This window comes from Arthrobacter sp. CMU6, from assembly GCF_059090205.1.
In genome coordinates this window covers 172,439-190,980 of sequence record NZ_JBNHFL010000002.1, presented here as the reverse complement: position 1 = coordinate 190,980, position 18,542 = coordinate 172,439, and the positions used below count along the sequence as shown (strand labels likewise).

18 protein-coding genes are annotated in these 18,542 nt (G+C 65.9%); 3 read left to right on the top strand and 15 right to left on the bottom strand.

Going from position 1 to position 18,542, the window contains the following annotated elements:
• Window positions 1-11 precede the first annotated feature (11 nt).
• From AC5RWD_RS02265 to AC5RWD_RS02230, 8 genes are all read right to left on the bottom strand, one after another.
• On the bottom strand, window positions 12-1,790 hold the full coding sequence (locus tag AC5RWD_RS02265; RefSeq protein WP_494018490.1) for a DEAD/DEAH box helicase: 1,779 nt from the start codon (window positions 1,788-1,790) through the stop codon (window positions 12-14).
• Complete coding sequence (locus AC5RWD_RS02260; protein WP_494018489.1) at window positions 1,790-2,131, bottom strand: DUF3039 domain-containing protein; 342 nt, start codon at window positions 2,129-2,131, stop codon at window positions 1,790-1,792. The genes AC5RWD_RS02265 and AC5RWD_RS02260 overlap by 1 nt, the downstream gene beginning before the upstream one ends.
• Window positions 2,132-2,182: 51 nt before the next feature.
• Complete coding sequence (nagB, locus tag AC5RWD_RS02255; RefSeq protein WP_494018488.1) at window positions 2,183-2,965, bottom strand: glucosamine-6-phosphate deaminase; 783 nt, start codon at window positions 2,963-2,965, stop codon at window positions 2,183-2,185.
• A gap of 79 nt (window positions 2,966-3,044) precedes the next feature.
• Window positions 3,045-4,616 carry a transporter gene (locus AC5RWD_RS02250; RefSeq protein ID WP_494018487.1) on the bottom strand — a complete coding sequence of 524 codons (1,572 nt, stop codon included), beginning with the start codon at window positions 4,614-4,616 and terminating at the stop codon, window positions 3,045-3,047.
• Window positions 4,598-5,362: an ABC transporter ATP-binding protein gene (locus AC5RWD_RS02245; protein ID WP_494018486.1), complete on the bottom strand. Its 765-nt coding sequence runs from the start codon at window positions 5,360-5,362 to the stop codon at window positions 4,598-4,600. Before AC5RWD_RS02245 ends, AC5RWD_RS02250 begins: the two co-directional genes overlap by 19 nt.
• A gap of 73 nt (window positions 5,363-5,435) precedes the next feature.
• Window positions 5,436-6,533: an NADH:flavin oxidoreductase/NADH oxidase gene (locus AC5RWD_RS02240; protein WP_494018541.1), complete on the bottom strand. Its 1,098-nt coding sequence runs from the start codon at window positions 6,531-6,533 to the stop codon at window positions 5,436-5,438.
• Between the two features lie 5 nt (window positions 6,534-6,538).
• Window positions 6,539-7,522 (bottom strand): co-chaperone YbbN, encoded by a 984-nt coding sequence (locus tag AC5RWD_RS02235; protein WP_494018485.1) that lies wholly within the window; start codon window positions 7,520-7,522, stop codon window positions 6,539-6,541.
• A gap of 81 nt (window positions 7,523-7,603) precedes the next feature.
• Window positions 7,604-9,373, bottom strand: coding sequence for a hypothetical protein (locus AC5RWD_RS02230; RefSeq protein ID WP_494018484.1), 1,770 nt, complete (start codon window positions 9,371-9,373; stop codon window positions 7,604-7,606).
• A 191-nt stretch (window positions 9,374-9,564) separates the two neighbouring features.
• Here AC5RWD_RS02230 and AC5RWD_RS02225 point away from each other — a divergent pair, with 191 nt between their 5' ends.
• Complete coding sequence (locus tag AC5RWD_RS02225) at window positions 9,565-10,923, top strand: AI-2E family transporter (RefSeq protein ID WP_494018483.1); 1,359 nt, start codon at window positions 9,565-9,567, stop codon at window positions 10,921-10,923.
• 24 nt (window positions 10,924-10,947) lie between these two features.
• Here the strand turns inward: AC5RWD_RS02225 and AC5RWD_RS02220 are convergent, their stop codons facing one another.
• Together AC5RWD_RS02220 and AC5RWD_RS02215 are read right to left on the bottom strand one after the other, a co-directional pair.
• Window positions 10,948-11,748 carry an alpha/beta hydrolase gene (locus AC5RWD_RS02220; protein WP_494018482.1) on the bottom strand — a complete coding sequence of 267 codons (801 nt, stop codon included), beginning with the start codon at window positions 11,746-11,748 and terminating at the stop codon, window positions 10,948-10,950.
• Window positions 11,749-11,800: 52 nt separating this feature from the next.
• Window positions 11,801-12,157, bottom strand: a complete 357-nt coding sequence (locus tag AC5RWD_RS02215; RefSeq protein ID WP_494018481.1) for an Rv1322 family protein — start codon at window positions 12,155-12,157, stop codon at window positions 11,801-11,803.
• A gap of 138 nt (window positions 12,158-12,295) precedes the next feature.
• Here AC5RWD_RS02215 and nucS point away from each other — a divergent pair, with 138 nt between their 5' ends.
• Together nucS and AC5RWD_RS02205 are read left to right on the top strand one after the other, a co-directional pair.
• Window positions 12,296-12,991, top strand: coding sequence for an endonuclease NucS (gene nucS, locus AC5RWD_RS02210; RefSeq protein WP_494018480.1), 696 nt, complete (start codon window positions 12,296-12,298; stop codon window positions 12,989-12,991).
• A 285-nt stretch (window positions 12,992-13,276) separates the two neighbouring features.
• Window positions 13,277-13,480 carry a cold-shock protein gene (locus AC5RWD_RS02205; protein ID WP_003804766.1) on the top strand — a complete coding sequence of 68 codons (204 nt, stop codon included), beginning with the start codon at window positions 13,277-13,279 and terminating at the stop codon, window positions 13,478-13,480.
• A 112-nt stretch (window positions 13,481-13,592) separates the two neighbouring features.
• On the opposite strand, the gene AC5RWD_RS02200 is transcribed toward AC5RWD_RS02205, so the two are convergent.
• The 5 genes from AC5RWD_RS02200 to atpA form a co-directional block, all read right to left on the bottom strand.
• Window positions 13,593-14,024: a DUF2550 domain-containing protein gene (locus AC5RWD_RS02200; RefSeq protein ID WP_494018479.1), complete on the bottom strand. Its 432-nt coding sequence runs from the start codon at window positions 14,022-14,024 to the stop codon at window positions 13,593-13,595.
• Between the two features lie 10 nt (window positions 14,025-14,034).
• Window positions 14,035-14,319, bottom strand: a complete 285-nt coding sequence (locus tag AC5RWD_RS02195) for a F0F1 ATP synthase subunit epsilon (protein WP_306924356.1) — start codon at window positions 14,317-14,319, stop codon at window positions 14,035-14,037.
• A 1-nt stretch (window position 14,320) separates the two neighbouring features.
• Window positions 14,321-15,775: a F0F1 ATP synthase subunit beta gene (gene atpD / locus AC5RWD_RS02190; RefSeq protein ID WP_494018478.1), complete on the bottom strand. Its 1,455-nt coding sequence runs from the start codon at window positions 15,773-15,775 to the stop codon at window positions 14,321-14,323.
• Between the two features lie 80 nt (window positions 15,776-15,855).
• Window positions 15,856-16,746 (bottom strand): F0F1 ATP synthase subunit gamma, encoded by an 891-nt coding sequence (locus tag AC5RWD_RS02185; protein ID WP_494018477.1) that lies wholly within the window; start codon window positions 16,744-16,746, stop codon window positions 15,856-15,858.
• A 76-nt stretch (window positions 16,747-16,822) separates the two neighbouring features.
• Window positions 16,823-18,460 (bottom strand): F0F1 ATP synthase subunit alpha, encoded by a 1,638-nt coding sequence (gene atpA, locus AC5RWD_RS02180; protein ID WP_494018540.1) that lies wholly within the window; start codon window positions 18,458-18,460, stop codon window positions 16,823-16,825.
• Window positions 18,461-18,542: the final 82 nt, after the last annotated feature.

Here is an 18,542-nt window from a genome sequence, read left to right as displayed (position 1 = left end):
GTTCAGCCGCGCTACTTCCTGCCGATGAACCAGTCCTGAAGCTTCTTCAGCCGGGACTGAAGCTGCTCCTCGTTCGCCTGGGCCACGGGAGGCCCGCCGCAGACCGTACGGAGCTTCGTGTGCACCACGCCATGCGGGGTGCCCGTCCGCGCAGACCAGGCCGCCACGTTCTTCGCCAGCTCGTTCCGCAGGTCCATCAGCATCCGGTGGTCCGGTACCGCGGGGGCCGCAGGCTCGGCAGCCGGACCCTGGCGTTTCTTCCGGCCCTGCTGCTCGTGCTGGCGCTGACGCAGCAGCATGCCCACCTGCTCGGCGTCCAGCAGGCCCGGAATGCCGAGGAAGTCGAGTTCGTCCTCGGAGCCGATGTCGCCTCCGGTGCCGAACTCGCCGCCGTCGAACAGCACGCGGTCGAAGGACGCCTGCGAGTCCAGCGCCTCGAACTTGCCCTTGGTCAGGCTGTCCGAGGCCTTCTCCTCGCGGTTCGCCTCGTCCATCAACGACTCTTCGAGGTCCATCAGACCGTCCGGGTCATCGTTCTGCGGCCGGTCCAGGGCATGGTCACGTTCGGCTTCCATGCTGTTGGCCAGCGCCATCAGCTGGGGAACGGACGGGAGGAAGACAGAGGCCGTCTCGCCGCGCTTCCGGGAACGCACAAAGCGCCCCACGGCCTGGGCGAAGAACAAGGGGGTGGAGGTGGAGGTGGCATAGACGCCCACCGAAAGGCGCGGCACGTCCACGCCTTCAGACACCATGCGCACGGCTACCATCCAGCGCTTGTCGCCCGCGCTGAACTCCTCGATCTTGTTGGAGGCCTTGGCATCATCGGACAGAATCACCGTCGGCGACTCGCCCGTGATCTTCTTCAGCTGGCCGGCGTACGCCCGGGCGTCCTCGTGGTCGGTGGCGATCACCAGGCCGCCGGCGTCGGGAACGGACCGCCGGACCTCGCTGAGCCGTTTGTCCGCTCCTGCCAGAACGGCGGGGATCCATTCCCCGGCCGGATTCAGGGCGGTCCGCCAGGCCTGTGACGTGATGTCCTTGGTGACCGCCGCCTCGCCGAGGGAAGCGGCCATCTCGTCACCTGCGCTGGTGCGCCAGCGCATTTGCCCCGAGTACGCCATGAAGATAACCGGACGCACCACGTGGTCACGCAGCGCGTTGCCGTAACCGTACGTGTAGTCCGACTTCGAGCGGCGGATGCCCTCGTGGTCCTCGGTGTACTCCACAAACGGAATGGGCGAGGTGTCCGACCGGAACGGCGTACCGGTCAGGGACAGCCGCCGGGCTGCGGGGTCGAAGGCCTCGCGGAGACCGTCGCCCCAGGACAGCGCCTCGCCGCCATGGTGGATTTCGTCAAGAATCACCAGGGTGCGGGCCGCCTCGGTCTTGGCGCGGTGCAGCATGGGCTTGCTGGCCACCTGCGCGTAGGTCACTGCCACGCCGATGAACCCGCGGCCGTGCTGGCCGTCGGAATTCTTGAAGTTTGGGTCAATGGCGATGCCGACTCGCGCGGCGGCGTCAGCCCACTGCCGCTTTAGGTGGTCGGTGGGCGCGACGATGGTCACACGGTTGACTGTGCCGGCCTCGATCAGCATGGAGGCCACCCTGAGTGCGAAGGTGGTCTTGCCGGCGCCGGGGGTGGCCACGGCCATGAAATCGCGCGGAGCCTTGCTGAAGTAGAGGTCCAGGGCTTCCTGCTGCCAGGCACGGAGCTTCGGGGCGGTTCCCCAGGCTGCACGTTCCGGATAAGCCGGGGGCAGGGTGGGTCCGCCGAAGAGTGTCTCCGTCACTATTTGTTGTTGCCTGAGTCTCCGCCGGACCCGCTGCCGCCGTCGTTACCCGGGCGGAGGCCGTCATAGACCTCTTTGCACATTGGGCAGACCGGAAACTTCTGCGGATCCCGCCCGGGCGTCCAGACCTTGCCGCACAGCGCGATGACCGGTTCGCCGGTCATGGCGGACTCCATGATCTTTTCCTTGCGCACGTAGTGTGAAAAGCGCTCGCGGTCGCCGGGCTCCACTTCCTGGCGCAGTTCCTCGCGCTCAATCGTTGCGGTGGACGATCCGGCGCCGGAAAGCTCACGCATGGGGTCGTTGTCGAGAGGATCCGTCATGCTACTCATGGCATCCATCTTAGCCGTTCCGCAGGTGCGGCCGCGGGAGGACCCGGACGCAGGTTCCGGTCAAAGGCCCTGCCACGCCGGTTTGTGGTCGTAGGTGTGCCGGTAGTAGTCGGCGAGCTTCAGTGACGACGCGGCGGCCTCGTCCACCACGATGGAGGCGTGCGGGTGCAGCTGCAGGACTGAGGCCGGGCAGATCGCGGCGAGGGGCCCCTCCACCAGGTCGTGGACGGCTTGCGCCTTCTGGGCTCCGGTGGCCAGCAGGATGGCGTGCCGCGACTCGAGGATGGTGCCCAGCCCCTGGGTCACCACGTGGTGCGGCACCTCGTCAATGCTGCGGAAGAAGCGGGCGTTGTCGCGGCGTGTCTGCTCGATGAGCGTCTTGATCCGGGTGCGGGAGGCCAGGGACGAGCCCGGCTCGTTGAAGCCGATGTGTCCGTCGGTGCCCAGGCCCAGAAGCTGCAGATCGATGCCGCCGCGCTCCCTGATCCGGTCCTCGTAGGCGCGGCAGGCCGCCGGGATGTCCGGGGCGGTTCCGTCCGGTCCGAGGATGTTGTCCGGGTCGATGTTGACCCGGTTCGCGAAGTCGCGGCGGATCACCTCCCGGTAGGACTCGGGATGTCCGGGTTCCAGCCCGACGTACTCATCCAGGGTGAATCCGTAGGCACGGCTGAAGTCCAGGCCGGCGTGCTCATGGCGCCGGGCGAGTTCGTCGTAGACCGGCAGCGGCGATGATCCCGTGGCAAGCCCCAGCACGGCGCCGGGCTTGCCACGCAGCAGGTTTTCCACTGCGTCTGCCACGAGGGAGGCAATCTGCCTGCCGCCCGGAAGAATGACGACCTCCATGTTCGGCCTTTCTCTCGGCTGTCCTGCTAGTCAACCACGGCGGGCCGCCGCCCGGCAGATGCATCCGGCGGCGGGGGTTTCAGCGGTTGACGCTGACCTGCGCCAGGAGCTCCGGGCCGCGGGCATCGAGCCAGCGCCCGCCCACCCGGACCCCCACGATGAACAGCGCCGCGCCCAGGACGGGCCCCAGTGCCAGGTTGATCCAGCCAAACAGCGGGTCTCCGGTGAGCACCTGCGCCAGGATCAGGCCAGCCTCCGGGAGGACCAGCACCAGAAGGACACCCATCCCGCCAAACTGGACGGCGAGGGTCTGCCCCACATTGCCCGGGGGCTTTTTGAACGGGCTGTCGCCGGGAAGGGGCACGGCAATCGTGTAGCGGGCGGACACCACGGAGGACAGGCCCAGCCCGGTCAGCAGCACCCCCACGGACATCCCCAGGATGGCAGGGCACCACGCCCAGTCCCCCGTGATGAAGAACGGCACGACGGCGAGGATCAGCACCGCCGGCAACGCGAAGGCAAGGCAGGCCAGGGCACGCCCCAGCCGGTCATGGACTCCCCGCACCCCGGCCGCGACGTGCAGGGCAAATGCCGTGTTGTCGTAGGACACATCCCCCGAAATGGACCACGCCAGGAGGAACGCCGTGAGCGGCCCGGTGATCATCAGAACGCCGTAGTCGTTGGTCTGGCTGCCCTGGAAAGCCAGCACAACCGGCAGCAGCGGAATGACCACCAGCGAACCTGAATACCGGGGATCACGGAACCAGTAGGTAAGGGCCCGTGCCGTGACGGCACCGGCCGGCGTCGCGGGCAGCAGGGAAAACAGCCCCAGCCGCCCGCCCTTCCGGCGGTTGCTTCCGCTGTAGGGCGGCGTGACCAGGGCACGTTCCAGCAGCAGCTTCCAGCACCAGGAAAGTCCCGCCAGGGTGGTCGTGGCGATGAGCAGCTTGAGTGCAGCCGGGCCCGGCTGTCCGGCCTCGAGGTCTCCGCCCAGCGACCAGGCGGCCCCCAGCGGCGTCCAGGAAATGTGGCCGGCCAGGCCGGACAGGAAAGCCCCGGAACCGGCCATGCCCTGGAAGATGCCGGCGGTGATCGGACCCAGGAGGACCAGGGGAATCATAAAAGCGATGCCGCTGACGTCCTTGAACCGGCGTGAGGCTGCCAGGCTCGCAGTAGCTGTAGTGACGACCCGGCAGAACACCACGCAGGTCAGCACGCCCAGGACGGCACCCACCAGCGCGCCCGCGGCCGGCAGCACACCCCGGGACCAGGTCACCACGGTGCCCAGGGCTACGAGCGATGTGGCCAGCCCCGGGAGTCCGATGAGTCCGCCGAGCGCGAGGCCGGCCAGAAGCTGCGGCATGGGCACGGCCGAGGTCGTGAACCGCGCAGGGTCCAGCGTCATGTCCACGGCCGAGGCAATGACCGGCACGATTCCCCAGCCCAACAGGGCCGCCGAGCCACCAAGCACCACGACGGTCTGGGCCAGGCCCGCGTCCTCCTGCCGGAGCAGGACCAGCAGCACCACACACATGCCGACGATGAACAGTGCATACAGTCCGCCGAACGCCAGCCCAACCAGCTGCCAGGGGCTCCGCCGCAGGCCGTTCCGCAGCAGCGTGAGCTTCAGCCTCAGGAGGTGCGCAACCATTCGAGCCCCTCCGTCTGGCTCCTGCCGCCCACGAGCTGCACGAACCGATCCTCCAGGGTGGCACCGGCACGCACCTGGTCGACCGTTCCGGCGGCCAGGATCCGGCCACCCGCTATAACGGCCACGTGGTCGCACATCCGCTGCACGAGGTCCATCACGTGGCTGGACACGATCACGGTCCCGCCCGTGGCCACGTACCTGTCCAGGATGTCCCTGATGTTGGCGGCGGAGACGGGATCCACGGATTCGAAAGGCTCATCCAGCACCAGGACCTTCGGCGCATGGATCAGTGCGGATGCCAGCGCGATCTTCTTGGTCATGCCGGCGGAGTAATCCACCACCAGGGTGCCCGCGTCCTGGCCGAGGTCCAACGCTGCGAGCAACTCCCCCACCCGGGCAGACACCACGTTCCGGTCCATGCCCCGGAGCAGCCCGGCATAGGTGACCAGCTGCTCACCGCTGAGCCGGTCAAACAGCCGCACGCCGTCGGGCAGGATGCCCATCAGCTTTTTGGCTTCCAGCGGCCGCGACCAGACGTCCACCCCGTGGACCACCGCCGTGCCGAAGTCCGGGCGCAGAAGGCCCGTGGCCATGGACAGGGTGGTGGTCTTGCCAGCACCGTTGGGCCCGACGATTCCGAAGAACGACCCGGCGGGAACGTCGAGGCTGATGCCGTCCACCGCGATCTTGGTGCCAAAGCGCTTGGCAAGCCCCCTGATCGAGAGGGCTGTTAAGGGAGAGCTCATGCACTTACCCTAGCCGCGGCCTGTCCCCGGAGGGATCCCCCGGAAGGAGTAGAAAACCCAGGCGGCCAGGCCGTCAAAAAGAACGGCGCGGCACGGCCCGTTCGTACTGCGGCGCCCAGCGCAGGTCGTGGCCAAGTTCAAAGGCGGCCCGGAGCCACCAGTGCGGATCCCGCAGTGCTGCCCGGGCGATGAAGACGCCGTCAGCCTGTCCGGTGGCCACCACATGCTCGGCCTGGTCCGGGGACGTCAGCAGCCCGACGGTGCCGGTGGGGACTCCTGTTTCGCGGCGGATCCGGGCTGCGAAGTCCGTCTGGTACCCCGGTCCCGGCTGGATCTGCTGGTGCGCCACGGCCCCGCCGCTGGACACGTCCACAAGGTCCACGCCACGCTCGGCGGCCTGCGCGGCGAGGCTGACCGAGTTCTCGACGCTGATTCCGCCCTCAGCCCAGTCGGTTGCCGAAATGCGGAGCAGCAGCGGCATGGACTCCGGGATGACGTTGCGGACGGCGTCGATGACGGCCAGGGTCAGCCGGTTCCGCCCCTCCGCGTTGCCGCCCCAAGAGTCAGTGCGGTCGTTGATCAGGGGGCTTTGAAACTCGTGCAGCAGGTATCCGTGGGCACCATGCAGTTCAATGGTGTCGAAGCCGATGTCCACGGCACGGGACGCTGCGGCGGCAAAATCGGCGATGACGCCCTGGATGGCATCCTCCGTCATGGCGGCCGGCGGCGCGTAGCCGTCGAAGGCCTGGGCGCCCGGACCCACTGTCTCCCAGCCGCCGTCGGACGCCGGAACCGATCCGCTCCGGCCGGAAAACGGCCAGTAGGTGGACGCTTTGCGTCCTGCATGGGCGAGCTGGGCACCGATCTTTGTGCCGGCGACACCGTGGCGGTGCACGAAGCGAACGATCCGCTCCCAGCCCAGCGCCTGCTCGTCGTTGTACAGCCCCGCGTCACGCGGACTGATGCGGCCCTCGGCATTCACTGCCGCAGCCTCCGCCAGGATGAGGGCCGCTCCCCCGGCGGCGAACGATCCCAGGTGCATGAGGTGCCAGTCGTTGGGCACCCCGGGGGCCTCGTCAGGTTCGCAGCTGTACTGGCACATCGGCGAAACCCAGCCGCGGTGCTGCAGTTCCAGGGATCGCAGCGTCAGGGGACGGAACAGGGCGGGCACCACCACTAAAACAGCACCCGGGCCAGTGCCTGGCGGGCCTTGCCAACACGTTCGTCCGTGGTCCCGACAACTTCGAACAGTTCGAGCAGGCGCACGCGGGCGGTCTCGCGTTCCGGCCCGAAGTTCCTGCCGATGAACGCGACAACGCGGTTCAGGGCATCCTCCACGTGGCCGCCAGCGAGATCGAGATCCGCCACGCCGAGCTGGGCCGTAAGGTTGTCGGGTTCGTCCGCGGCCTGCTGGCGCAGGGCCTCGCCCTCGGGTCCGGAAAGGCTCTGCAGGCGTTCCATGAGCTCCACCTGTGCCAGGCCCGCCTTGGCTTCGGCGTCCGCAGGCATCTCAGCCAGCGCCTGCCGGTAGGCAGCGGCCGCAGCGGCGTAGTCACCCTCTTCAATGGCGTCGAAGGCCTTCTGGTGAAGCGGCGGCAAAGGGGCGGGGGCTGGTTCATCAGATGCACCTGCGCCTCCTCCGACGTTGCCGGTCACCCCGTTGGCGGCGGCAACCGTCAGCAGCTCGTCCAGCAGCGGGCGGATCTGCTGCTCGTCCGCGCCGCCCTGGAAGAGCGGAACCGGCTGGCCTTTGAGCACGGCGACGGCGGTGGGGACGGCCTGCACCTGAAAGGCCTGGGCAAGCTGCGGGAACGCCTCGACGTCCGCAGCGGCGAGGACCAGCCGGCCGCCGTAGCTCTGGATGTTCCGGTCAAGCGCATCCAGCACGCCGGCTGATTCGGGTGAATAGGCGGCCCAGAGGACAAACACCACGGGCACTTGGGCCGAGAGCTCGATAAGGCTCTGGAAGTTTGCCTCGGTGACCTCCACCCGGAGGGCGGGTCCGCCGTCGGCGTGCTGGAGCTGGGGGCCGCCTGCTGCGGGCGGATTGTTCGTTGCCGGCGGTGCCGGCCGCTGCTTGAGGGCGGAGAGATCGACGGCGCCGCGAAGATTAAGCTGGCTCGCGGCCGGAGGGACAGGGCGGGAAGCTGGCGAACTCATAGCTCCCACTCTAGCCACAAGAGCGGCCGCGGTAAGCACCGCGGCCGCTCCAGTGACGGCAGGTTTACGGAAAGCCGTTCCCTACTTGAAGCTGGCGCCAACCAGTCCGCGCGTTGCAGCCACGAGCTTCATCGGATCCTTTGAGGCAGCTGGCGGAACGTACACGGCCACGGATTCGGCGAATTTCAGCACCATGCCGGTGGTGGTTTCCTTGCCGCCGGCGAGGACGGCCGCATCGTTGCCGATGGACAGCTTGTCGCCGTCCGCCTTGGGCGTGCCGTCGAAGTTGAAGGTCAGGCGGCCGAGGACCAGGGCCCCGCCGTCCTCCGTGCGGAACACGACAGTGCTCTCCGGAACAACCTTGTGCGTGAACGCGAATTTGCCGTCCACGCCGTCCTTCACGATGTCAGCCTGGTAGGACAGGGTGTCCGCGATGTACGGGGAGGACTCCCCTTCCACCAGCTTGCTCTTGAACGTGGAATTGGACTTGGTCAGCCGGTCCGCCAGGCCGGCGAGGGCTTCCTGCCCGCTGTAGAGCAGGCCGGACTTGTCGCCCGCGGCAAGCGACTCCGTGCCGCCGCGTACGATCGCCGGGAACGTGGTGCCGGGCTGCAGCGGTGAGGTGCCCACGAGCTTGTAGTTCTCCCGCGGGGATTTCTGCACGAGCGTGAGCAGCTGCGGCACAACGTTGCCTTCACCCTGTGTGACGGCAAGGACGGAGCGCGGCCATTCGCGCTTGTCCGTGACCACCGTGGTCAGCAGCTTGGTGGAACGCACGGGCATGCGCGCATCGTAGGAGGCCACCCGCGACCTGATCTTGTAGTTCTGGGTGCGGACCTCAAGTTCCGTCCCGGCAACGCGGGCGGCAAGCTTCTTGGCGTCCTTCGCGGCGTCGCCGGCGTCGGTGGCGCTGGCCACCTGTTCGAGGATGCGGCGGAACTGGGCGTCCAGAACCACCGGAGTGCCGGCGGCCTCGGGCGCCGCGGACGCGCTCGTCGTGGGTGCCGTGGAGCTAGAAGCCGGGGCCGAGGACGTGCTGGCCTGGGCGGCAGCTGCGCCGCCGGCAAGGACAGCGGCCGTGGTGGCCGCAACCACCACGCTGAGCCGGGCCGAGGAGGACCGTTCGCCGGCCTTGGCTGCTGCCTTGGCGCGGGCGCGCCGGGCGAGCGGGCTGCCCTTGTCGCCGGCCGTGTCGCTTGCCTTGTCAGCGGGCCTGTTGCCTGCCGGCCCGCCGTCGCGGGATCCGCCCTTGGGCTTGAGGACCAGCAGAGCCCCGCCGGCGAGGATCAGGAGCCCGCCGATGACCATGAGCGGCACGGCCCACGGCATGGAGGTGTCATTCGGGAACGTCATGGAGATGGACGACGGCGCGGGCTTCTTTCCGTCCGCTGCGAGCAGCAGGGTCCAATCGCCGTCGGCCGGTGCGGACCACGTGTAGTCAAGCTCGCCGCTGGCGTTCTCGGCGCTGACCCAGAGGTCAGAGCCGGCCGGCGACGGTGCGCTGGCTTCGCCGTCGGTGTGCTTTACCTGCAGCGACTTCTTGTCATCGGAGAGTCCGGTGACCGTGTTGTGGGCGGTCTTGCCCACCCAGGCGTCGACGTCATCCGGGCGTCCTGCGGCGAGCAGGAAGCTGCCCTCGCCCTTGACGTTGATGGTGACCGTTCCACCTTCGAGGGTGCGCAGCTTCTGGTCGATAACGGTCAGGGGCGCGGCTTCGCCGGCGGCGGCCGTTGCCGTCACTGTCTCGGCGGGGGCCCAGAAGGTCTTCTGCCCGATGCCGGCCAGCAGTGTCAGGAGGCCCAGCAGCACAAGTGCAACTGCAGTCTTGAAACGCAAAGGAATACCTATCATCAGCGGGGGTTTACCCCCAATAGTAACCGTTTTGTTATCAATAGGCCGGATCGGGGGGTCCAGGGCCCCGGCTGCCACTCCGGGAAAACGCCGCCCGCCCTGCTATTCACAAGGCTGCTGATAGTGTTTGCGATGATCATCACACCCGGCCCGCAGCCGCGGCGCCACGCACGGAAAAGGCATCAAAAGCAGTGACTGAACACACGGATCCGTCCATGCGCGGCCCCGAGGATCTGCCCGAAGCCGACTCCCCCCAGAGCCTGCCGGCACCCCAGGACACAGCCGCAAAGAACCCTGCGGGTCACGGCACCGGGCCGCAGCCCGCGTTGCCGCAAAAACCTGCTCGGACGAAGGGCCGTCCCGCTGCCTTGGGCGCTGTGCTGAAGCGCCTGCGCCAGCCAATCCCCGGCGCCCAGCCCCGGCTCCGCTTTGAGTTCCCCCCGGAGCATCCCGACAACGTTGAGGCCGGGGAACCCGGGGACACCGCACGTTTCGGCTCGCCCGGCCCCCGCATCTCCGCACAGCACCCGCTCTACCTGGGATTCATGGGCACTGTAGGCGTGGGCCTGGCCCTGCTGGTCTACTGGATCGGATCCCACACCACCCAGCTCCTGCTGTGGATCGTGGCTGCCCTGTTCATCGCCCTCGGCCTGGATCCGGTGGTGCGCTGGCTTGAGGGCCGGAAGATTCCCCGGCCCGCCGGCATCCTCGTGTCAGTCTCCGTACTGATGCTCGCGGTGGTCGGATTCTTTGCCACCCTCATCCCCACGATCGTGGAGCAGGTGACCGAACTCGTGAAGCAGGCCCCGGTCTGGGTCCGCGACTTCATCAACTCGGACTTCTTCCGGACGGTGGACAACCAGTTCGGCGTGCGCGACCGCATCACGGAGGAGCTGGACAAGTTCGTCAAGAACCCGGAGGCCATGAGCGGAATTTTCGGCGGCGTGGTCGGCTTCGGCTCCACGGTGGCCAACGGCCTCTTCGGCACGCTGATCGTCCTGGTACTCAGCCTCTACTTCCTGGCGGCGCTGCCGGCGATGAAGAAGTGGGGCTACCGGCTGGCGCCCCGCTCCCGGCGCTCACGGGTCGAGGCGCTGTCCGAGGAGATCACCCGCTCCGTGGGCAACTACGTCATCGGCCAGGCCGTGGTGGCCCTCCTGAACGCCACCTTCGCCTTCATCGTCATGTCCATCATCGGCGTGCCGTTCGCCGTGTTGCTGGCGTTCGTCGTGGCGCTGCTGGCGTTCATACCGCTGGTTGGCGGGCTGATCGCCGGTGTGGTGGTCATCCTGATCACCCTCACGCTGGGGTGGCAGTCCGCCCTGGCCTACGCCATCTGCTACTTCGCCTACCTGCAGTTCGAGGCGTACTTCATCTCGCCGCGCATCATGCAGAAGGCTGTGGCGGTGCCCGGCGCCGTTGCGGTGATCTCGGTGATCGCAGGCGGCAGCCTGCTCGGCGTCCTCGGGGCACTGATTGCCATCCCGACGGCGGCTGCCACCCTGCTGCTCATCAAGGAGATCTACATCGTCCGCCAGGACAAGCACTAGGCGCAGGCCGTGGGCCTAATCGCCTCAGACGGCGGCAGTGGCCACCGGCCCTTTCCACTCCTGCGGGAGGCCCGCGGCTCCTGAGCCGTTGTGCGTAACGTCGTCGACGATCTCGTTCAGCACCCGGGCGGCCTGCTTCTCCCCCACCCATAGGTGCTTGGCGCCGTCGACCCCCACCACCCGGGCCTGGGACACGAGGCTGAAGCGGGCCTCCGCTGCGGCGGGCCGGAGGTAGTCGTCGTGCTCGGGCACCAGGACGGTCAGCGGCTTGCCCGCATCCGCCCACAGCTTCAAATGCTCGTCAGTGGCGCGGTGCAGCGGCGGGGACAGCAGGACGGCGCCTTCCACCTGCGAGGCCACCGGTTCCACGGCGCCGTACATGAGGGCGAGTTCGGTGCCGAAGGACCAGCCCACGAGCCAACGGTTGGGCAGCCCGCGTTCGACGGCGAAGCGGACCGCCGCCTCCACGTCGTACCGCTCGCCGATGCCTTCTTCAAAGGCTCCGTCACTGGTTCCGCGCGGCGAGGACGTGCCCCGGGTGTTGAAGCGCAGTACGGCCACCCCCGCCAGCGCCGGCAACCGGTACGACGCTTTGCGGTACACGTGGGAATCCATGAAGCCGCCGTGCGTGGGCAGCGGGTGGAGGGTGATCAGCGTGGCAGCGACCGGACCTGATTCCGGCAGCGCCAGTTCGCCCACCAGCGTGTGGCCGTCCTCGGTGTGGATTTCGATGTTTTCGCGCCGGGCGGGAAGCACCGTGGAGGCGCGGATCGCGGTGGCTGCTGATGGCTGGCTGAAAACGTACGACGCCGGGTCAAAAGTCATGCGCACCAGCTTATCTTCCGGCCGGGTTGCCCCGGGCACGGGCCACATTGCGTTACCGGTACCGGAAGTTGCGGGACGTCCAGCAGTTGGTGTGCCAGTGACGCCGCTCGGCGAGCCCCGCCGCTGCTCCGAACAGGTGGTCGTCAGCCCAGACCACAAGGTGGGCGATTCCGGGCGGCACAGCGGTGGAGCAGCCCGGGCAGATGTATGTCTTTTCGGCGTTGCGGGCCGTCATGGTCCGCACCATCCAGTCGCCGTCCGGCGCACTTTCCCGGCGGGCAATTCCCGCGCGCGCCCGCTCCAAGTCAAGTTCCGGCGCGGGACCGGCACCGTGCTTTCCTCTGCCCTGGGCATTCCCGGCCGTACCGCGGCCGGCTTTGGCGCGGCGGGGACGGTTGGAGCGGGGCATGCCTCCATTCTGCCTTAGCCGGCGGCCTCCCCTGCCCCCGCATGACACCGTGCTACCGCAGGCCGTGTGTCCTGCCCGTGCGCCGGCAGAGAAGGGACCGGCAAAGAAGGCACGGCGGGAGAAGGTATGGTGTAGGGCGTGCGTCTCGTCATAGCCCGTTGCTCCGTAGATTATGTTGGCCGGCTTAAAGCCCATCTCCCCCTCGCCACCCGGCTCCTGCTGGTGAAGGCCGACGGTTCCGTGCTGGTGCACTCCGACGGCGGCTCCTACAAGCCCCTGAACTGGATGAGCCCGCCCGCCGTTCTCCGCGTCACCACCCCCGAGGAGGCCGACGTCGAAGTGGGCGTCGTCGAGCAGTGGACCGTGCAGTCTGCCAAGACGGACGACCGGCTCATCATCAATATCCATGAACAGATCCACGACAGCTCCCACGAACTGGGTCAGGACCCGGGCCTGATCAAGGACGGCGTCGAGGCCGACCTGCAGCGGCTCCTCGCCGACCAGATCGAAACTCTCGGCGAGGGGTTCTCCCTGATTCGTCGGGAGTACTTTACCGCCATCGGGCCAGTGGACATCCTTGCCCGGGATGCCGACGGCGCTACCGTCGCCATCGAACTGAAGCGCCGCGGCGACATCGACGGCGTGGAGCAGCTGACAAGGTACCTTGAACTGCTCAACCGGGATCCTCTGCTGGCACCGGTCCGCGGCATCTTCGCCGCCCAGCAAATCAAGCCGCAGGCCAGAGTGCTCGCGACCGACCGCGGCATTGACTGCGTGACCCTGGATTACGACGCGATGCGCGGCGTTGACGACATCGAATCCCGGCTTTTCTGACCGCCCGGGGCCGGTATCCAAAGGGTGATCAGGCGTTTACTCCGGATTTGCCCAAAATTTCCCGGAATTCCCGTTTTGCCCGTTGACCAGACGGTTTGCCCGTGAAATTCTTGTATCAGTCTTTGTGTAGGTGTTTTTCATGCTCGCAAGACATGTTGCGAGCGCGAAGCTCCTGCAACGCAATTCCGGTTATCGGGGGTGCAGGCCAGGATTCTTCTCGCGGAGTAACCAAGACCAGTACGAGGTGTGCTGGCCTTAAAAAAGTTCCATACTGAGGAGAAATAAATGGCACAGGGAACCGTCAAGTGGTTCAACGCTGAAAAGGGCTTCGGCTTCATCACCCCGGACGACTCCGATGGCGATGTCTTCGTTCACTACTCCGAGATCCAGACCGGCGGCTTCAAGACCCTCGACGAGAACCAGCGCGTTCAGTTCGAAATCGGCCAGGGCGCCAAGGGTCCCCAGGCTACGGGCGTAACCGTCGTCTAAGTTTGTCTCAAAAAGAAATGATCCTCGGCATTCGTGCCGGGGATCATTTTTTTGTCACTAATATTTTCAGATCTTGAAACTTCAGGACGGCGTATTGGGGCCGGGGCAGCTTTCAGCGCCAGGTCCCGACGCCGATGACCGGCCCGGCTTCGAGCCACGAGGACAGGCCAGTGTAGGCGTCGAACTTCATGGCCAGGAAAACGTCCTGTCCCTCGTACCGAAGTTCCACGATTACAACGTCGGGCTGGACCTTGACCAGCTCAGCCTCCGTGGGCTGGCGCCGGCCCAGCAGCTCCAAGGAGCTCCGTTTGAAGCGGTGGCGGGGCCGGACGCTGAGCGAGATCAGTTTGAACCACTCAAGCTCATTGTCCTGATAACGACAAACCCCCATCCGCCAGCTCTTTCCAGCCGTACGAATGGAGGCGTCCACCGTGCCCAGGGCGCGCCGCAGGTTGAAGCGGCGCACCCCAAAAAGGCACAACGTAAAAATCAGCACCGCAAACACGGTTGCTATGGCGATGAACGGAAAGGAAGTAACGTCCATCAGGGTTGTGCTATCGGATCCCCGCAGTGGCCGCGTCACCCAGCTGGGCGTTGTCAGCAACGATTACCACCCGGTTGTTGTCGACGGAGAAGAACCCGCCGTCAACATCTACGGCAATGCGGTCGCCGGAAACCGGCTCGATTGCCAGCTGACCCTCGGCCAAAATCGCCAGCACGGGCGAGTGGCCGGGCAGGATTCCGATTTCACCATCGCTGGTGCGGGCCTTGACCATCTTGGCCGCTCCGGACCACACGAAGTGGTCCGCTGCGACAATCTCAACCTCAAGCTCAGCCATATTACTTGGTCTGTTCCTGAATCTTGGCCCACTGGCGCTCGACGTCGTCCAGGCCGCCGACGTTGAAGAACGCCTGCTCTGCTACGTGGTCGAGCTCGCCGTCGCAGATGGCCGAGAAGCCTTCCACGGTGTCCTTGATGGAAACGGTGGAGCCCTCAACGCCGGTGAACTGCTTGGCAGTGTAGGTGTTCTGGGAGAGGAACTGCTGGATGCGGCGTGCACGCGACACGACGATCTTGTCCTCTTCCGACAGTTCGTCAACACCGAGGATGGCGATGATGTCCTGGAGTTCCTTGTTCTTCTGCAGGATCTGCTTCACACGGACAGCCGTGTTGTAGTGGTCCTTGCCGATGTACTGCGGGTCCAGGATTCGGGACGTCGACGTCAGCGGGTCCACGGCCGGGTACAGACCACGAGAGGCGATTTCACGGGAAAGTTCCGTGGTCGCGTCGAGGTGTGCGAAGGTCGTGGCCGGTGCCGGGTCGGTGTAGTCATCTGCGGGAACGTAGATGGCCTGCATCGAGGTGATGGAGTGGCCCTTGGTGGACGTGATGCGCTCCTGCAGGAGACCCATCTCGTCGGCAAGGTTCGGCTGGTAACCCACGGCGGAAGGCATGCGGCCCAGCAGCGTGGAAACCTCGGAACCTGCCTGCGTGAAGCGGAAGATGTTGTCGATGAAGAGCAGCACGTCCTGGTTCTGGACATCGCGGAAGTACTCCGCCATGGTCAGGGCGGACAGTGCCACGCGCAGACGCGTTCCCGGCGGCTCGTCCATCTGGCCGAACACAAGGGCGGTGTCCTTGAGGACGCCTGCCTCTTCCATTTCAACCCAGAGGTCGTTACCTTCACGGGTACGCTCGCCGACACCGGCAAACACGGAAGTACCACCGAAGTTGCGGGCAACACGGGTGATCATTTCCTGGATCAGAACGGTCTTGCCCACGCCGGCGCCGCCGAACAGGCCGATCTTTCCACCCTTGATGTACGGCGTGAGGAGGTCAATGACCTTGATGCCCGTTTCGAGCATTTCGGTGGAGCCCTCAAGGGACGCGAAGGACGGGGCCTTGCGGTGGATCGGCCAGTAGTCCGAAGCCTGGATCTCGGACTCGTCGACATCCAGCGGCTTGCCGAGGACGTTGAAGATGTGGCCCTTGACGCCGTCGCCAACAGGCACGGAGATCGGCGAGCCGCTGTCCACTACGGACGTGCCGCGGACCAGGCCGTCGGTTGCCTGCAGGGAGATGGCGCGGACGAGGTTGTCACCCAGGTGCTGGGAGGTCTCGAACGTGATGGTTCTGGTCTCACCGTTGAGAGTGATCTCGGTGGTGAGTGCGTTGTAAATCGAGGGGATTGCGTCAGCCGGGAATTCGACGTCGACAACCGGGCCAATGACACGTGCAATACGGCCGGTGGCACCGGACGTTGCGGCTACGTGTTCGGTAGCGGTGGCAGTCATCTCTCTCACTTCACTCGTAGATGGCGTGGGGTTAAGTTTATCTGTTGGTGCAGGTCTGGCTGAATCCGAGATCCCGGCGGCTAGGACGCGAGTGCGTCGGCGCCGGCCACGATTTCGGAAAGCTCCTGCGTAATCTCTGCCTGGCGCGCGGTGTTGCGCAGACGCGTGTACTTCTTGATGAGGTCCGTCGCGTTGTCGCCGGCGGATTTCATCGCCCGCTGGCGTGCAGCAAGCTCAGAGGCCGCAGCCTGCAGCATGGCCGCGAAAATACGGGACTCGATGTAGCGCGGCAGCAGGGCGTTGAGCACCTGTTCCGGCTCCGGTTCGAACTCGTACAGCGGCAGCAGCTCAGCTTCGGAGGTCGCCTGCTCTTCCACAACTTCGAGGGGAAGAAGACGGATGACGGTTGGCTCCTGGGTGACCATGGACTTGAAACGGGTGTACACAACATGGATCTCGTCCACGCCGCCCTCTTCGAAGTCGATGGCGAAATCCTCAAGCAGTGCCGCGCCGATTTCCTGTGCCGTGGCGAACTCCGGGGCATCGGTGCTTCCGGTCCAGACGCGCCCGTACGGGCGGCTCCGGAAATCGAAGTACGCCTGCGCCTTGCGGCCCACCAGGTACGTCTTGACTTCCTTGCCTTCGGCACGGAGCAGTTCGTTCAGGCCTTCGGCCTGCTTGAGCACGCTGGCGGAGTACGAGCCTGCAAGGCCGCGGTCCGAGGTGATGACCAGGACTGCGGCCCGGCGGATTGACTCCGGCTCGGTGGTCAACGGGTGGTCGATTTCGCTCTGGCTTGCGACGGCGGAAACAGCGCGCGTGATCGCGTTCGCGTAAGGCAGTGAAGCTGCTACCCTGGCGCGGGCCTTGCCGATGCGCGAGGTAGCGATCAGTTCCATCGCCTTGAAGATCTTGCGCATCGACGTCGTCGAGCTGATCTTCTGACGGTAGACCCGGATCTGGGCTCCCATACTTATCCTTTCCTAAGATCCCGATGGCCGGGACTGCCGGATCCCCGAAGGGTTCCGGCAGTCCCTGCCAGCGAAACTAGCGCTTCTGCCTGACGATTTTTTCCTGGTCGACCTGACCCTCCGAGATAGCTTCATGCTCCTCGTGGCCTGCACCTACCAGCTTGTCGTCCCCTTCGCCGAAGAAGCCCTTCTTGAAGTCCACAATCGCGGTCTTCAGAGCTGCCACGGTGTCGTCGTCCAGGACGTTGGTCTGGGCCAGCGTCGTAAGGATGGAGGACTTGTGGTTGAGGTGCTCCAGGAATTCGGACTCAAAGCGGCTGATGTCCTCGACCGGGACATCGTCCAGGTAGCCCTGGGTGCCTGCCCAGATGGACACGACCTGGTTCTCAACCGGGAACGGCGAGTACTGGCCCTGCTTGAGCAGCTCCATGAGGCGTGCACCTCGGGTCAGCTGCTGGCGGGATGCAGCATCGAGGTCGGACGCGAACATCGCGAACGCCTGCATGTCGCGGTACTGGGCGAGGTCCAGCTTCAAGGTACCGGAGACCTTCTTCATGGACTTGACCTGGGCGGCACCGCCAACGCGGGACACCGAGACGCCCACGTCAACAGCGGGGCGCTGGTTGGCGTTGAAGAGGTCCGACTGCAGGAAGATCTGGCCGTCAGTGATGGAGATGACGTTGGTCGGGATGTACGCCGAAACGTCGTTCGCCTTGGTTTCGATAAGCGGAAGACCGGTCATCGAGCCTGCGCCGAGTTCGTCGGAGAGCTTGGCACAACGCTCCAGGAGGCGGGAGTGCAGGTAGAACACGTCGCCGGGGTAGGCTTCGCGTCCCGGCGGACGGCGGAGCAGCAGCGACACGGCGCGGTAGGCTTCTGCCTGCTTCGACAGGTCATCGAACACGATGAGGACGTGCTTGCCGCCGTACATCCAGTGCTGGCCGATTGCCGAACCTGCGTAGGGTGCAAGGTACTTGAAGCCGGCCGGGTCAGAAGCCGGGGAAGCAACGATCGTGGTGTACTCGAGCGCGCCGTTGTCCTCAAGGGTCTGGCGGATCGCAGCGATCGTGGATGCCTTCTGGCCGATCGCAACGTAGATGCAGCGCACCTGCTTGGTCACATCGCCCGAAGCCCAGTTGGCCTTCTGGTTGATGATGGTGTCGATGGCGATCGCAGACTTGCCGGTCTGGCGGTCACCAATGATCAGCTGGCGCTGGCCGCGGCCGATCGGAATCATTGCGTCGATGGCCTTCAGGCCGGTCTGCATCGGTTCGTGCACAGACTTACGCTGGGTAACGCCCGGTGCCTGGAGTTCCAGGGCGCGGGTGGTCTCGGCCTTGATCTCGCCGAGGTCGTCGATGGGCACACCCAGGGGGTCAACCACGCGGCCAAGGAAGGCGTCGCCGACCGGCACGGACAGAACCTGTCCGGTGCGGTGCACTTCCTGGCCCTCTTCGATGCCGGTGAAGTCTCCGAGGATGATGACACCGATCTCGCGCACGTCGAGGTTCTGGGCGAGGCCCAGGGTGCCGTCTTCGAAGCGAAGCAGCTCGTTCGCCATGACCGAGGGAAGGCCCTCAACACGGGCGATGCCGTCACTTGCGGTGGTCACACGGCCGACCTCTACGCGCTCTGCGTTTCCGGGTTCGTAGGACGCCGCGAATTCGTTCAACGCATTACGGACGTCGTCGGCGTTGATGGTCAATTCGGCCATCTGCAGTCCCTGCTCTCCTGTATTCGTGATCATCGTTGCTCACGATGACCGGGGTTTCTATCAGTTTTGTTGTGCTTGTCCG